This is a genomic window from Sulfitobacter sp. TBRI5 (assembly GCF_051013555.1).
Taxonomy (GTDB): domain Bacteria; phylum Pseudomonadota; class Alphaproteobacteria; order Rhodobacterales; family Rhodobacteraceae; genus JL08.
The window spans coordinates 833,372-849,038 of record NZ_CP112884.1 but is presented as its reverse complement, the minus strand read 5'-3'; the positions used below and the strand labels follow the sequence as shown (position 1 = coordinate 849,038).

General features: G+C 53.7%; 14 protein-coding genes and 3 pseudogenes. 15 read left to right on the top strand and 2 right to left on the bottom strand.

Features of this window, described 5'->3' with window-relative positions; genetic code table 11:
• Positions 1-10: 10 nt before the first annotated feature.
• The 13 genes and pseudogenes from OLX72_RS04435 to OLX72_RS04375 all read left to right on the top strand — a co-directional run bounded on the left by OLX72_RS04435 (position 11) and on the right by OLX72_RS04375 (position 11,312).
• Positions 11-1,585, top strand: a complete 1,575-nt coding sequence (locus tag OLX72_RS04435) for a Tad domain-containing protein (RefSeq protein ID WP_114868743.1) — start codon at positions 11-13, stop codon at positions 1,583-1,585.
• Complete coding sequence (locus tag OLX72_RS04430) at positions 1,578-2,096, top strand: TadE/TadG family type IV pilus assembly protein (protein WP_433989911.1); 519 nt, start codon at positions 1,578-1,580, stop codon at positions 2,094-2,096. The genes OLX72_RS04435 and OLX72_RS04430 overlap by 8 nt, the downstream gene beginning before the upstream one ends.
• Positions 2,093-2,788 carry a TadE/TadG family type IV pilus assembly protein gene (locus OLX72_RS04425; protein WP_114868745.1) on the top strand — a complete coding sequence of 232 codons (696 nt, stop codon included), beginning with the start codon at positions 2,093-2,095 and terminating at the stop codon, positions 2,786-2,788. The genes OLX72_RS04430 and OLX72_RS04425 overlap by 4 nt, the downstream gene beginning before the upstream one ends.
• The gene (locus OLX72_RS04420; protein ID WP_433989910.1) at positions 2,781-4,022 is read left to right on the top strand and encodes an AAA family ATPase; all 1,242 of its coding nucleotides are present in this window, start codon (positions 2,781-2,783) and stop codon (positions 4,020-4,022) included. Before OLX72_RS04425 ends, OLX72_RS04420 begins: the two co-directional genes overlap by 8 nt.
• Positions 4,023-4,036: 14 nt before the next feature.
• Complete coding sequence (locus OLX72_RS04415) at positions 4,037-5,428, top strand: CpaF family protein (RefSeq protein ID WP_433989909.1); 1,392 nt, start codon at positions 4,037-4,039, stop codon at positions 5,426-5,428.
• A gap of 3 nt (positions 5,429-5,431) precedes the next feature.
• Entirely contained in the window at positions 5,432-6,403 is a 972-nt protein-coding gene (locus OLX72_RS04410) for a type II secretion system F family protein (protein ID WP_433989908.1), read from the top strand.
• A 10-nt stretch (positions 6,404-6,413) separates the two neighbouring features.
• Positions 6,414-7,415 (top strand): type II secretion system F family protein, encoded by a 1,002-nt coding sequence (locus OLX72_RS04405; RefSeq protein ID WP_114868749.1) that lies wholly within the window; start codon positions 6,414-6,416, stop codon positions 7,413-7,415.
• Positions 7,416-7,639: 224 nt separating this feature from the next.
• Positions 7,640-8,494, top strand: coding sequence for a helix-turn-helix transcriptional regulator (locus OLX72_RS04400; RefSeq protein WP_433989907.1), 855 nt, complete (start codon positions 7,640-7,642; stop codon positions 8,492-8,494).
• Positions 8,484-8,972: an A24 family peptidase gene (locus tag OLX72_RS04395; RefSeq protein ID WP_114868751.1), complete on the top strand. Its 489-nt coding sequence runs from the start codon at positions 8,484-8,486 to the stop codon at positions 8,970-8,972. The genes OLX72_RS04400 and OLX72_RS04395 overlap by 11 nt, the downstream gene beginning before the upstream one ends.
• 255 nt (positions 8,973-9,227) lie before the next feature.
• On the top strand, positions 9,228-9,932 hold the full coding sequence (locus OLX72_RS04390; protein WP_433989906.1) for an IS6 family transposase: 705 nt from the start codon (positions 9,228-9,230) through the stop codon (positions 9,930-9,932).
• A gap of 38 nt (positions 9,933-9,970) precedes the next feature.
• Positions 9,971-10,102: pseudogene (locus tag OLX72_RS04385) on the top strand (IS5/IS1182 family transposase); the annotation flags it as partial.
• Positions 10,090-10,386, top strand: a pseudogene (locus tag OLX72_RS04380) (DDE-type integrase/transposase/recombinase); the annotation flags it as partial. The pseudogenes OLX72_RS04385 and OLX72_RS04380, both read left to right, overlap by 13 nt.
• Before the next feature lie 179 nt (positions 10,387-10,565).
• Complete coding sequence (locus OLX72_RS04375) at positions 10,566-11,312, top strand: transglutaminase-like cysteine peptidase (protein WP_433989905.1); 747 nt, start codon at positions 10,566-10,568, stop codon at positions 11,310-11,312.
• A gap of 71 nt (positions 11,313-11,383) precedes the next feature.
• On the opposite strand, the gene OLX72_RS04370 is transcribed toward OLX72_RS04375, so the two are convergent.
• Complete coding sequence (locus OLX72_RS04370; RefSeq protein ID WP_433989904.1) at positions 11,384-12,583, bottom strand: hypothetical protein; 1,200 nt, start codon at positions 12,581-12,583, stop codon at positions 11,384-11,386.
• An 856-nt stretch (positions 12,584-13,439) separates the two neighbouring features.
• On the opposite strand from OLX72_RS04370, the gene OLX72_RS04365 reads away from it, so the two are divergent.
• Positions 13,440-14,141, top strand: coding sequence for an IS6 family transposase (locus tag OLX72_RS04365; RefSeq protein ID WP_433989903.1), 702 nt, complete (start codon positions 13,440-13,442; stop codon positions 14,139-14,141).
• A 180-nt stretch (positions 14,142-14,321) separates the two neighbouring features.
• On the opposite strand, the gene OLX72_RS04360 is transcribed toward OLX72_RS04365, so the two are convergent.
• Complete coding sequence (locus OLX72_RS04360; protein WP_433989902.1) at positions 14,322-15,353, bottom strand: IS110 family transposase; 1,032 nt, start codon at positions 15,351-15,353, stop codon at positions 14,322-14,324.
• Positions 15,354-15,441: 88 nt separating this feature from the next.
• Between OLX72_RS04360 and OLX72_RS04355 the strand changes: the two are divergent.
• Positions 15,442-15,534, top strand: a pseudogene (locus OLX72_RS04355) (IS6 family transposase); the annotation flags it as partial.
• Positions 15,535-15,667 lie beyond the last annotated feature (133 nt).

Here is a 15,667-nt window from a genome sequence, read left to right as displayed (position 1 = left end):
ATTTTCGACCATGAGTATTTCTCAGAAAATATCAAAATTCCACCGGTCCGAGGATGGCGCTATCCTGGTGTTCGTAGCGGTCGCTCTGTCGGTGATGATCGGCATGGCTGCTATCGCTTTTGACCTAGGTCGCGTTACAACCACTCAAGCCGAGCTTCAAAGTTTCGCCGACAATGTCGCCTTGGCAGCCGCCGGCGAACTTGACGGGCACGCAGATTCAATCACGCGCGCCACGAACGCTGCAGCGAGCATGATCCGCGACACGCAAACCTTTGGCGTGCGCAACAAAGATCAGCTTTTGTCTGGCGAGACAGACTACCAACTTCTTTTCTATGAATATCCGCCCAACGACTCCATCGAGCCTGGGCAGGCTGCGCAACTTCTTGACACATCGGATCCCGCTAGTGGACCTCTGGCTGGTTTCGTTCGTGTCATTGTGGATACGCACGAAATTGATACGCCGCTGGCATCAGCCACTGCTTCGCTCTTGGGCAACGCCCGTCCCTTTGCCAGCGTGAGCGCCGAAGCCGTTGCAGGGTTTACGCTGATCGCATGCGACATCACTCCAATTTTCATTTGCCTGCCACAACCAAACCTCGATGTGTCCGAAGGGCAAATGATCAAGATGGTCAGCCAGGGCGGCGGGAATGAACAATGGGGACCAGGAAATTTTGGCTTTCTGGCAACCAATAGCGACGCTTTGGCAATCGATACCGCGGGAGCTTGCGCCTCTGCACCAGCAGGACAGGAAGATAGCTGCGCGCTGGCCGCGTCGCGCGCTGTTTCCATGTGCTTCAGCCAGCGCGGCGTCGAAACCAAGCCGGGTTTGAGCGTTGGTAACATGATCGCGGGATTTAACACGCGGTTTGACCGGTTCGAGTCAAGTGCCAAACAATTCGGCTCCGAAAACAAGTATGACGTGGACAACTTTGCGTCTTCTCCGCATGTACTCGATGGCTGGATCACCTCGGCCAACGGAAATAATTGCACGAGCGTACAGGCGCCACCCTATGAGGTGGACGGCGTGATCGACACTACTGCGACGGTCGGGCTGCCGCTTGATGATTGTTTTGGTTCAGGCGGTTGCCCAACCACGCGCATCGGCGACGGATCTTTCGGCGCCGGGCTCGAAGACTACCTGACGATCAATTACGGCGCTGATTTCAGCCAAACAATCCCGACGGGCATCCCCGCTTGGTTCCCGATCAATGGAACACGCTATGAAATCTATAACGCAGAGATCACCAACCAAAACGCTTTGCAAAGCATTCTGACGGCCGCTGGCAAAGCAGAAAGCAGCCTGCCTGCCTGTCAGCCGCCTTCGCCTTCCCGCGCCGATCCACGGCGCCGGGTCATCACAGTGGCTGGCATTGATTGTGCAGCGCATGAATCGGAGCTTAACGGCGGATCTGGCGTTATTCCGGTGGCTCAGTTTATCGAGATATTCCTTGTGCGTCCTTCGGAATCAGATGGCAATGGCGCTGACGCAATCATCTACGGCGAAGTAATCCGTAGTGTCGGCAGCGCTCCCGGCGGCATGGGTTCGGGTGGCGTCGTACACGACCTGGTGCAGCTCTATGAGTAAGTTCATGCCAAAAATTACTGTTCATATCCAAAACACGTTCCGTCGCTTCCGGCAAAATCAATCCGGGGCAGCATTGGTCGAATTCGCAATACTTCTCCCGATCTTGTTCGCGACCTTCGCACTGATCGTTGAGGGTGGACGTCTTTACTGGTCATTCCAGAATGCAATCACAGGCGTACGCGACACCGCGCGCTATGTTGGCCGGATTGCCCCATCTGATCTGTGTGCGCCGACACCCAGTGCCTCAATAAGTAACTACCAGGGCGCGGTGGCAACCTCCTTGAGTTCGCTTTCAACGAACGACATCACCATCGCGCTCGACACCTTGTCTTTGGAGTGCGTGGGCGTTGCCGGAGAATACAGAGTGTCTCCCACGCCGGTGGCCGTTGTGACCGCCTCCCTGACTATTACGGGGCTGCCATTTTCACCACTGTTTCAATTGGTTGGAGGCTCAGAAGTCGCACAGATCCAGACCACAGTGACAGATAGAAGTCGGATATTTGGGCCATGATTTACAGATTGCAAAAAATTTCCCGGACGGCATTGCGTTTCAAGCGCGATGAGGAAGGCTCAACGATCACCGAGATGGCATTTGTACTGCCATTGTTCCTCCTGATCTTCCTAGGCCTGATAGATTTCGGCCGCCTAGCTTTCCAGTACGTCGCGGCAGAGAAAACGGCACAGGTCGCCGCGCGCATGGCGGCCGTGATGCCTCCTGCTTGCAGTGCGGTTCCTACAACCAACGCCCGGGGTACGTATACTGACATTACGGGTCCTAGATTTGGCACCAATTGTAGTTTTGCAGCAGGCGTGTGCACAGAACCAGCCGCTACGATTTGCACCGGCGCAGCCCCGGTTGGAGCCGAAGCGCAAAACACAGTGACCGAAATTTGGAACATGCTGCAGTTTGCGGTGCCAAATGATCCGACCGCCGACTTCGACGAGGGGAACATTTCTTTCGCTTATGAATTTGACCCTCAAATGAATTTTTTGGGTGGACCCTATGTTCCAATGGTCACGGTCACCATAGAAGACCTTCCGTTCCGTTTCATCTCGCCGCTGGGGGGACTCGCTGCCCTGGTGATCGGCACGGACACACCGGAAACGAATGCCCTCACAACCGCGACAGCAGACTTCAAAATTTTAATCGACTTCACAGCCACCTTGCCTGGCGAAGACCTCGCCAGCGGAACCAATGGCTAAATTTTCAAAAGAAGGGATCTTCGAAATGACAAATAAATCATTGGGCCTTATCTCTGGTGATGATACAATCAATGCCTCTGTCTTGAAGGCAGTCGACCGACTGAACGACCTTTCCATCGAGACATTGAGCGGGACATTGTCCTCCGTCAACGGATCCGCCAGCCGGTTCCTAAGCGAACACGATCTCGTTGTGTTCCAGTTATCGGAACAAAAAGACGCAGATATTGTCGGTTCGTTGCGTCGGCAGGTTGGATCAAAATGCACTCTGCTTGCGCTCAGCAATAAAGACATTTCGCTATCCGCGGCGCGCGCTTTGAAAAAGTCTGGTGTGGACGAAATTCTGCCCTTTCCAATCGGGCAGGAAGAATTGACCGAACAAATCGAGCGCCTTACAGCCGACATGTCCCTGCTGCCCGCGATCTACAATCCGCAGACGGAACATTTGGGCCAAGTTATCAGTGTATGCCCTGCCCGCGGAGGGATCGGTGCCTCCACTTTGGCGGTCAATCTTGCCGACCAATTGCAGGGCCACACAGGCATTTTCAAGAAAAAGAAAAAGAACAAGGTTGCCATTGTCGATCTGGACCTTCAGTTCGGCACCGTCGCAACGGCACTCGACCTTACGCCATCCAACGGGCTTTTGCGAATGGCGCAGGGCGGTGTGACGCCGGACCACACGTTTCTGCAGCAATCCATGGTACAGCATGTCTCTGGTCTGGATGTGCTGACTGCCCCGGAAGAATTTATGCCGTTGGATGCTCTGACACGCGAACAAGTTCATGCACTAATCGAAAACCTGCGTCAGGAATACGACTATGTTGTAATCGATCTGCCGCGCGCATTGGTTGAGTGGCTAGGCGCTGTGGTGAAGGCCACAGACCGGATGCTGATGGTCAGTGACAGCACGGTTTCTTCTGTTCGCCAAGCCTGTCGGCTGATTGATTTCTTTGCCAAGGAGCGCTTGGAACCCCCTGTGGAGATGGTTGTCGGCCATGAAGCGAAACCAACGTTTCGGTCAGGACATCATGTCGAGGCGAAAAAAGCACTCGGTCGCGACTTGAAGTATTGGCTGCCATTCGACGTTCGCAATGCAAAGCATGCGCGGGATCGCGGCCAGTTGCTTTCGCAAACTTCGAGTAGCTGTGCCTTGTCAAAAGCCATCCGTACCATGGGTCGCAAAATCATGGATGAATCACTACTCAATGCAAACGTTCGCGTTGGCAAAATCGCCTAATTGGAGCCACTAAAATGTTCGAAAAATTCTCACGGGCCACACGCTCAAACGAAGCGGAAGTTATTCAACTGCACAGCCAACCAGCAAAACAGGTAGAAAAGGAAATTCAGCCTGAACCCGTGCAAGCAGACAGCCAATTGACAGAATGGTTGGAGCTGAAGAGCACTCTTCACGAAGCGTTGCTTGACCGGCTCAACTTGTCCGTCATCGAAAAGGTGGAGCAAGATGCGCTGCGCCGGGAAGTCGCCGGCGTTGTCAGCAGTACCCTTGGCCAAACGGGCCGCCCGCTCAACAGCGACGATTTTAACAAGATCGTGGATGAGCTTCTCGACGAAATCTTGGGCTACGGTCCATTGGAGCCACTTCTAGCCGATCCGACGGTCAACGATATTCTGGTGAATGGATACCGGACAGTCTATGTCGAACGCCAAGGTCTTTTGGAGCGCGTGCCCGTTCGTTTCCGGGATGAAAAGCATCTTTTGCGGGTTATTGACAAGATCGTCAGCAAGATTGGACGCCGTGTCGATGAACGCCAACCATGGGTAGACGCTCGCTTGGAAGACGGTAGCCGCGTAAACGCCATTATCCGCCCTTGTTCCATTGACGGACCAAGCGTTTCAATTCGGAAGTTTTCTGAATCCAAGCTCACAATGGACAAGCTGGTCGCGGCCGGAGCGCTGAACGAAAAAGCAGCGCGTTTTCTAGAAGCAATTGTCTATTCCCGCCTGAACATTCTGATCGCGGGTGGCACAGGCTCGGGTAAAACAACTATGCTGAACGCAATGTCCTCGTTTATCGATCACAGCGAACGTATTGTTACGATCGAGGATGCTGCTGAACTACAGCTTCAGCAAGAACATGTGGTCCGCCTTGAGACACGCCCCGCCACACCATCAGGCGACGGACAGGTCATCCAACGCGATCTTGTTCGCAACGCACTGCGTATGCGCCCTGATAGAATTATCGTCGGTGAGGTTCGCGGCGCCGAAACGTTTGACATGCTGCAGGCGATGAACACGGGGCATGACGGTTCCATGACCACCGTGCATGCCAACTCGGCGCGGGATTCATTGGGTCGTTTGGAACAAATGGTCACGATGACAGGTATCGAGTTCCCGGCAGCCGCCGTTCGATCACAGATCGCCTCAGGTTTGCAGTTCATTGTGCATTTGTCACGGCTTGCGGACGGGTCTCGCCGGGTCACCAGCATTTCGGAGATTACAGGAATGGAGGGTGCTGTTGTTACAATGCAGGATATCTTTGTGTTCCAAAAGCGGGGACGCACCGAGAAAGGCGAAGTGTTGGGCGAGTTTGTTTCTACTGGTATTCGCCCAAAATGCTTTGATTTGTTGACAGCCGCTGGTGTTGATCTTGATCCAGACATATTTCGGGTTACAGGAGACTAAGATATGAACAGCATATATTCCATCGAACTGCTAAACTATCTGACCTTGGCCTGCGTTTTCGTCGGTATATTCATGCTGGTCAGTGGGCTGGGCCATCTCATGCGTCGCGGGGAAAACCAGGCGGAAGCCCGCAATCGCCGCCTGCGCATGATCCGCGATGGTGTGAAGGGCGAAGACCGGCTCATGCTTCTGCGTCCCGAAACACCGAAAGGGTTTCTGGCTCGGGTGCCGCTGTACGGACAACTGCCCGAGATGCTTATGCAAGCGGGATTGCAAGTGTCAGTGCAGAATTTTCTACTGCTATCTGCAGGGGGTACCGCGACGCTCGCCGTTGTTGGGTTGCTGTTCCTGCCCATTTGGCAAGCCGCTCCAATCGCATTTCTTTTGGGCGCGCTTGCTCCTGTCTTAATCTTAAAATCCCGTCAGGAAAAGCGCCGGAAAGATCTCACCAACCAGTTGCCGGACGCGTTGGAACTTATGGCCCGCGGGCTTAGAATTGGTCACCCCGTCAACACTTCTATCAAGGCTGTTGCCGACGAGATGCAAGATCCCATCGGGTCAGAGTTCGGTATTATTTTTGACCAGGTCAACTTCGGCGAAGAGCTGCCGGACGCAGTTCAAGACTTCGCTGAACGGGTCGGTTCGGAAGACGCACAATACCTGGCGGCGAGTCTTGCCATCCAACATGGCACCGGTGGCGACCTTGAGCGGATCGTCTCAGTTCTGGCAAGTGTGGTCAGACGGCGGATCGCGCTTCGTTCTAGGATCCGAGCGATTTCTTCGGAAGGGCGATTGTCAGGGCTTCTGCTGTCAATTATTCCGCTGGTGATTATGGCCGTCATGTCTTTCAATGCGCCAGGATACTATACCGATATCAGTGACGATCCAGCCTTCGTCAAACTTGCAGCGCTGGTTGTGGTTCTGATGGTCTCCAACGTCATAATTCTTAACAAACTTGTCAATTTCCGCGTCTGAGGTAAGCATCATGAACAATATTTTAGAAAGTTTTTCACACCGGTTTGGCCTTCAGGCCGAAACACTTCTGCTGGCGCTTTTTGGTCTCGGTATTCTGCTGCTTTTTGCGGCAATCAGTTCGGCGCTAAGCCAGCGTCACCCTGCAGCGGCGCGCATTGCCAATCTGCGCAACCAAAGATTTGAGGCACGCAATAACCGTGGACTTTTGCGAGATACAGTCGCCACACCCAAAGGCCTGTTCAAGGCCGCGCTGCCAAGTAGGCAATCGGAACGGCGCAAGATTGAGGACAAACTCATCCAAGCCGGGTTCACAGGCTCAAGTGCTTTGCGCATCTATACGTTGACGCGCGTATGGTTGGGCTTGTTTTTACCTCTTATGGTGGCCGCGCTTATCGTCGCCTCAAGAGTGCCGGGAATTCCTGTTCCCTTATCGATTGCCAGTTTTTTTGCATCCATTAGCCAGTCCAACGCGATTCAACTGGTCGGTATATTAACGGCGATTGGGTATTTTCTGCCCGCAGTTTGGCTGAACCGCTGCTTGAAGGAACGCCAGCGCAGGATTCGGGAAGCCTTTCCGAATGCGCTCGATCTTTTGCAAATTTCAATTCAAGCAGGTCTTGGGTTCGACGCGGCAATGACCCGGGTCGGCAACGAATTGACCGTTGCATCTCCGGATCTGGCTTTCGAATTTCTCAACACGCAGCACGAAATTCAGGCTGGGCGCTCCCGTGCGACGGCACTATCCGAAATGGCGCGACGTTCTGGAGTTGAAGAGATCAGCTCGTTTGCGACGGTAGTCCAGCAGTCCATGCGGTATGGGACAAGCATGTCAGACGCTTTGACAGTTTATGCGACCGAAATGCGGGAGAGACGCGAGACTAGAGCGCAGGAACTGGCAAACCAGTTACCAGTGAAAATGTCAGCCGTTTTGGCATCACTTATGCTTCCAACACTGATGATTATCACCGCCGCACCTTCTGTGATTCGTTACTTCAGGGGATTCGGAGCATAATTATTGATCCCGATTTCGCTACATTATTGCGTTGTATACGGATGCGTTTCCAGAATCGGCATCAATATAGCCTTATTCTCTGTAAAACTTTTAAATAATCGAATTTGGAGTTAACTTTCAATTTAGTTTAGGTGGTTTCAGACCAAAAAAGAATCGAGACAAATAATTGGTGGGGGCCTTTTTGTAAGAGGGCTTTGATCGAATTTCGGTCAGTGTTAAAGAGTATGAGTAATTTATTTTCGGCGCGCAATTGCGCGTCAGGTGCCCGCGCGCCGTCGTCAGACCTGATTCAAGTTACCGAAGTCTTATGCCAGGCCTTTCTAGGCAGCCATCCGCTTTTGGACGCATTGCGCCATACGGCCCAGCTTATAGGTGCCGACTTTGCTTCAATCAGTCGTGTTGATATGCGATGCGAATCTGGTAGGGCGAAGGTTCTCAGCTTCGGTGCTCCTTGCCAGCTGTCCAACATCACGCGCAATGTCGACGTCTCCTTCGCCAAGGTGATCTGTGGCAACAATTTGCCGAGCGCCAAGTTGGGATCCGTCTGGTTTGGCTGCCTGGATGACTTTGAAGATAACGAAGCTCTCACCGACATTTTTCAAAGCAACAGATTGACCCAATCAGTCGTAATTTTGCTTGATCGAAAAAACGAAAACGCTGACTTTCTGGAACTGCATTTCGGTCACCAACTTCCTTACGGTTTTGATGATCACCTGTCACTTTTCGGCGTCGTCCTTTCCGATTGTTGGAATAAACGTGCGTTGGGGCAGGTTTTAGAAGCAAAGCTGTCTAAAATGCGCAGCAAGGTCGCCCAAAGGCGATTGAAGGATGTCTTATCACTGGAAAACCCGTGCCAACTGAGCCGAGCAGAATTTCGGGTTTGTTCCTTGCTGGCTCGGGGCCTAAATAACAAGGCCTTGCTGTTCGAGCTATCAATCAGCATCTCGACTCTGCGCACCCACCTGCGGAATATATACGCCAAAACGGGTGTCAGCACTCAACCTGAACTGATCCATTACCTTCTGAGCCCGGCTATATCGAGCCAACCAACTTCTTCGGATCGGGCATATGTCGCTTGAAATGATGCAATTTGCTCCGTTGGTTTTGATCACTCCTCTTTTGGTAACGATGGCTTTGTGTGACTTAAAGGATCTGAAGATTTCCAATCGGCTTGTTCTGACAATGCTTGCGGGCTTCATACTTTCAGCACCACTGTTTCTGTCGGGTCACGAAGCAGCCTATCGTGCAATCACAGGCTGCGCAGTATTCGCTCTGGGTGTAGCTGGGTTTGCTTTCCGGCTTTGGGGAGGTGGCGATGTCAAAGCGATTGCAGTGCTCACACTTTTTGTACCCGGATATTCCCTGCTCCTTTTCGCATTCACTTTTTCAGCATCCATGGCTCTCGGCATGATTATCGTTCTCACTGGAAGAGTCTTGCTTGGAAGCCCAAACTTCCACTGGAGCGCATTGCGACCTGAGGCCGGTTATCCGATGGGCGTGTCAATCGCCATGTCAGGGATATCCTTGCCTTGGATCGCGATGATCTTGTCGGGATAGATCAGCTCGGTCTTTCGCATCTGTTTACTCCTTCGAAAGGTTGAGCAAACTCTACATCAAATTGAGGGAAGTTCCGGGGGGCAGGTCACATATAAATACCTCCTTCGGCATTGTCAGATTAAACGACCTTGTCGGTCTCTTTCCGCCCGGAGCTTTGTATCTCCAGCGCAACTTTCACATTTGTTTGGACATCACCAAGGCTCTGTCAGAAGAAACTGACTTGAGCCGGGCAGGACGGTTTCGTGACGTCTGAAGATGACAAAATCTGACCCATTTCGCTATTTCAAAACAAGTCGTGAGATCATCCGCCTGGCGGTGATGCTGTATGTCCGGTTTCCTCTGTCCCTTCGCAATGTGGAAGATTTGCTCCATGAACGGGGCATTGATGTCAGCCATGAAGCCGTTCGATTTTGGTGGCATCGGTTCGGGCCGATTTTTGCTTCCGAGATCCGTAAACGCCGGATCGAAGGCATGAAATCCAGTCGCTGGCGCTGGCACCTGGATGAGATGTTCGTGAAGATCAGCGGCGAACAGCACTATCTCTGGCGGGCCGTCGATCATGAAGGCGAAATCCTGGAAAGATTCGTCACAAAGGCACGTGATAAGAAGGCTGCGTTGAAATTTCTAAAGAAAGCAATGCGTAAGCACGGCAGTCCCGACATGATCGTGACGGACGGGCTGGCATCGTATGGCGCGGCTCTGAAGGAGATCGGCGCTGCAGACAGACAGGAAACTGGTCGCTGGTTGAACAACAGAGCAGAAAACTCACACCTGCCGTTCCGACGACGAGAGCGGGCGATGCTGCGGTTCAGGCGTATGCGAAGTTTGCAGAAATTCGCCTCCGTCCACGCTTCCGTCTACAACCATTTTAATCAGGAACGCAGCCTCTCAACTCGAACGAATTTCAAACTCAACCGTGCCGCCGCTCTGGCTGAGTGGCGCGGTCTCGGTGCGGCATAAGGATCAGCCTTACTGTCCTTCCAGAGACTGGTTTGCATTTGTCTGACACCACCGGCGCGCGGGCACTGATGAGCAGTTTACCAAAGGTGGAATGGCTGCTGGGGGACCGCGGATATGATGCCGTCTGGTTCAGAGAAGCGTTGAAAGACAAAGGGATATCGTCACGGATCAGCTGCGATCGTACGGCGCGGCGCTGAAGGAAATCGTTGCAGTAGATCGTCAGGAAACCGGCCGGTGGGCGAACAACAGGGCTGAAAATTCGCACTTGCCGTTTCGACGAAGGGAGAGGGCGATGTTGCGTTTCAGGCGCATGCGAAGTTTGCAGAAATTCGCCGCAGTTCACGCTTCCGTCTATAATCACTTTAATCAGGAACGCAGCCTCTCAACTCGACCCAATTTCAAGCTCAAACGCGCCGCTGCTCTCGCCGAGTGGCGCTGTCTCGGCGCTGCATAAGGGGCAGTGTCACTGTCCAAGCTGAGACTAGTTCGAATTAGTCTGGCAGCACCTCCCCGAGGCAGTTAATAAACCCACATATCTGTTCTTCGCCAATTGTGTTAGCCTAACACTGGCGCGACTTACTGCCACTATTTCATCACGCATCGCGTCACTTTTTAGCAGCAATCAGGGGTAGTTTGCCTTATTCAGGTCTAAACTTTGCCATTAACACCCCGGATAAAGTTTTCAGTCGCGCTTTCTTTCTCTGCCGGGAAAGCAAACAGCGCTGGCTCATTATTAAATTGAATGAGGCTCCTGATATGACACGCATACGTTTCGCTTTTCGCCCGTTGCTCAGACTGCCCCGGGTTGCCACAGGTCTTTTCGCGCTCAGCCTGGGCCTCACCCTCGCAATTCTGCCCGCAACAGGTGCCCGGTCCGCCGATGAAAGCCGTTTCCTGCCTGCAAAGATGGCGATTGCCGCCCCTAGCGGCGCGCATAACCTCTGTGGAAAATATCGCTGGGCCTGCTCGCATTCGGGGACAAACAGTAAGGTAACACAAAATGATCTGCGTCAGGTCGATCAGATCAACCGGCGTGTGAACCGTCAGATCCGCGAAGTCACTGACCAGTCACAGTACCGCAAGCCGGATTACTGGACTTTGCCTAAGTCCAGGCGTGGTGATTGTGAAGACTTCGCCCTGCTCAAAAAGAAGGATCTTATAGGGGCGGGCATTGCCCCTCAGAACCTCCTGCTGACCACCGTACTTGACCGTAAGGGGCGCAGCCACGCGGTTCTGGTCGTGCGTACCACCGCCGGCGACTACGTACTCGATAACCTCAACGACAAGGTAAAGCCCTGGAAAAACACACGCTATACTTTCCTGCGGATGCAAAATCCGGCAAAACCCAATGCCTGGGTCGGGGTCCTGACCAAGACCTGACACTGGTCACCGGAACATAAAAAAAGCCGCGGCATGGACCGCGGCTTTTTTTCATTGAGGGGTGCCGAAGGTCAATTGTTACGGCCGCCTTTATTGCCTCCGCCGGCGCCGCTGTTGCCTCCGCCGGCGCCGCTGTTGCCTCCGCCGGCGCCGCTGTTGCCTCCGCCGGCGCCGCTGTTGCCTCCGCCGGCGCCGTTGTTGCCTCCGCCGTTGCCGGTTCCAGGACCCGAGCCGCCAGTGTTGCCACCCCCGTTGCCGGGATTGCCGGCATTGCCGTTCCCGTTGCCCGGACCATCACCGACGCTGTTGCCGCCGCCACCGCCGCCCTTACCGCTTTTGCCACCGCCACTGCGATCAGAGGAGTCGCGCCCTTGGTTGCCTGCGCTGGTACTGCTGCCTTGCCCCAGACTTTCTCCTGACCGGCCACTATTGGTACTGGAATTGCCATTGCCGCGTCGCTGTTGAGGTTCGGACGCCAGCTTCGTCGTGTACGGCTTGCCGTTCCACGTGAAGGTTTTCTTACCTGCCTTTTGCGCGGCGGCAAACGCTGAGTTAAATGAAGTTGCAGCTGATCCATCGCCCTGGTTGCCCGGACTGTTGGACGCTCCATTGCCGTTGCTGTCGCCGGAGTTGCCATTCGTGTTGGACGAGTTGCCGTTGCCGGGACCATCACCGCCGTTGTTGCCTCCGCCGTTGCCGGTTCCAGGACCCGAACCGCCAGTGTTGCCACCACCGTTGCCGGGATTGCCGGTATTGCCGTTCCCGTTACCCGGACCATCGCCATCGCCGTCCCCATCGCCGTCCCCATCGCCGTCGCCGTCGCCGTCCCCATCGCCGTCGCCGTCCCCATCGCCGTCCCCCTCGCCGTCGCCAGGGAAAGTCCCACCAGAGGGATCAGAATCCGATTCTGTGTTATCAATCGCGCCTGTGGGGTCATCTGACAGCAGCAGTGCGAGGCCCGGGCATGCCTCGCCTGCGCCGACAAGAATGTCGGCGTAGTTCGGATGGCGCTGAATGTATTCAATAAAGCCGGAGGTAATCGTCTCGCAGCTGCATAGAGCTTCGAGGGACATATTCTCTACGGCACTGCGAGTGCTACTGATGCTACATTGATTCAGGTTGCCTGAAAGCGCCTGCGCTTTCGCTCCCTCCGGTGCAGAAAGGCCAAGGGATGTCACCAAAACAAAGGACGTCGTCGTCCACAACCGTCTCATACTGATACTCATAACCATCTCACTCACTTCTCTAAAACGCAGCAGAACGCGCTGCATTATTACCATTGCGGCGCCGTATTATTGCCAAATTCGGTACACCAAGTCCACGCCATGGTACTGACAAATCAATTGCTTCGTGCGTCGCTTCGGCCGCAGCCTGGGACAGTGACATGTGGCAAAAAGCAACGCACGTAGCAAGAAAAGTCATACTCAAAGGCCCTATAAACAAGGATACTGGTTACAAACACAAACAACACTGGAGGGTATGGCGAACAACAAGCCCATTCAGCACGCTTTAGTTGTAAAGGATTGGCAGAAAGTGTCAATTGGTAGACTCTAAGGTGTACTTTTGTACACTAACGTTGTGAGATGGCACCTTAAACCACTGTCATCGCTTGATAAAACAGAGATTCAAGAGCGGTAGTTACTTTACCAAAATGACCCAGAAACAGTCTTATTCCTAACAAGAACCTATTCAATACTGAGCTGGTTAGTAACGAGTTCGTTGGGTTTCCAGATGAATGAACTGCATAAGGAAGGGCACGATGACCCCTTCGTCATTTGTAAAAAGTACATCCCGAGTTTTTGGGAACGCTCAGCAGAGATAGCCGAAGTGTGCGTTATTGCGTTGCTTGTCTGCGCTTCGGTCTATCATCTTATGCTGAGCTAACGCGCAGTCCGGCTTTCGTCAGCAAGGCGAAGGCCGGATGCGACGCTAATTCTGTGGACCTTTTGGGCAGTGGGGAAAAGGTCGCACCAATTCCCCCTTGCATACCAAAAGACCAGTACTAATTCGGATTTAGGTAGTGGCGTTTGTCGCGCACGAGTTTCCTGGGTTGGGGGCAGTGCACTGGAAGGTTCTGTCAGAGCAAAATCACTTGAGGCGGGCAGGGCGGTTTTGTAGCTTTGCCGGATGACCAAATCTGATCCATTTCGCTATTTCAAAACGAGGCGAGAGATCATCCGCCTGGCGGTAATGCTGTACGTCCGTTTCCCGCTGTCGCTGCGCAATGTGGAAGATTTGCTCCACGAACGCGGCATCGATGTTAGTCATGAATCGGTGAGATATTGGTGGCATCGGTTTGGCCCGTTGTTCGCTGCCGAGATAAGAAAGCGCCGGATTGCGAGCATGAAATCCAGCCGATGGCGCTGGCATCTGGACGAGATGTTCGTAAAAATCAACGGTGAGCAGCATTATCTATGGCGGGCTGTCGATCATGAAGGCGAAGTTCTGGAAAGCTTTGTGACAAAGACGCGCGACAAGAAGGCCGCGTTGAAATTCCTAAAGAAAGCAATGCGCAAGTACGGCAATCCTGAAGTGATTGTGACGGACGGGCTGGCATCGTACGGCGCTGCGCTGAAAGAAATCGGTGCGGAACACCGCCAAGAAACCGGCCGGTGGATGAACAATAGGGCAGAGAATTCACATCTGCCTTTCCGACGACGAGAACGGGCCATGCTTCGCTTCAGGCGCATGCGAAGTTTGCAGAAATTCGCCTCCGTCCACGCATCCGTTTACAATTACTTGTGTGGTTGCCGCCCGTTGTGCAAGAAGTTTTTCGATTGGATGGGTGATCGAGTGCGCACTTGTGTCAGGCCTTTTGTTGCAGCGTGATGTGAGCTGCTGGCCGGTATGGTGATCTGCAGACCGGTTCCACATCTTCAACACGAACTTTTAAGTTCTAATGATTGTCCTGGTTTTTCCGGTCCAGATCTGATCGATCATTTTGCCCATTCAGGTCGTCGACTTCTCACCCCTCTTTACCGACTTCAGGCTGTGACGTTCCGTATCGTTTCACGTAACGGCAGCCCATGCCGGATTTCGGTAATCCTCCTTCTTTGTCAGCATGGCCCAGATTGCCCGCGCCATCTTGTTGGCCAGCGCAATGGCCACCAGCATCCGTGGTTTTCTTGCCATCATCCGATCTAGCCATGAACCTTCGGGAATCGATCTGCGCCCGTGCCAGGCCAGTCGCGACATCGCACCGATAATCAGGAGCCGTCGGATGTCGGCTTGCCCTGCCTTTGAAACACGCCCAAGCCGCTGCTTGCCACCCGATGAGTACTGGCGCGGCACCAAGCCCAGCCATGCTGCGAAGTCCCGACCACGCTTGAAAGTCTTCATGTCTGGAGCAAAAGCTTCGATCGCTAACGCAGTGAGCGGGCCCACGCCTGGCATCGTCTGCAGCCGACGCGCAGTGTCGGCCTCGGCAGCAAGACCCTTGAGCCTTTCTGACTTTGTCTCGATCCGACCCGTTTTCTCGGTGATCTGTTCAAGAAGATCACGACATTCTTCCCGCATCAAGTCGGGAAGATCACTGTTTGGCTCCTCAATGATCGCCTCGATGCGCTTGATCTGCCCTATTCCTTTGGGTGCGATGTGGCCATATTCGTAAAGGTTTGAACGCAGTGCGTTCACCAACGCTGTTCGCTGACGAATGAGCCGTTCGCGACCGCGAAACAGGATTGCATGGGCCTGCTGCTCTTCCGATTTAGGCTCGACAAACCGCATCTCCGGGCGCTGCGCAGCAATGACAATTGCTTCAGCGTCAGCAGCATCGTTCTTATGGCGCTTTACGAATGGTTTCACATATTGCGGCGCAATCAGTTTTGTCTCATGGCCTAGGCGGACCATCTCACGCGACCAATAATATGCGCTGCCGCATGCTTCCATTACAACGACTGCGGGTGGATGGTCTCCCATGAACCTCAAAAACTGCACGCGTGTCAGCTTCTTGCAGAACCTGACTTGCCCTGTCATCGATGCGCCGTGAGCCTGAAAAACGCTCTTCGCCAGATCGACGCCTATCATTGTATCCTTCGTCATGGTTGCCGTCCTTTCCTGCTTCAGTGGCTGTACTCCACCATCATGGCACATTGCGATGCCGTCGAGGGAGGGCGGCAACCACCCCATCTTCAATCAGGACCGCAGCCTCTCAACGCGACCCAATTTCAAACTCAACCGCGCCGCCGCTCTGGCTGAGTGGCGCGGCCTCGGTGCGGCATAAGGAACAGCCTCACCGTCCTTGCAGAGACTGGTTCGCATTTGTCTGACAACACCAGCGCAACTGCTGTATTCGGGTCGTTTCCCTGTGATGGCCTTTCGCAACGCAACTGGCAATCCCGCGGCAGAATTGCCGA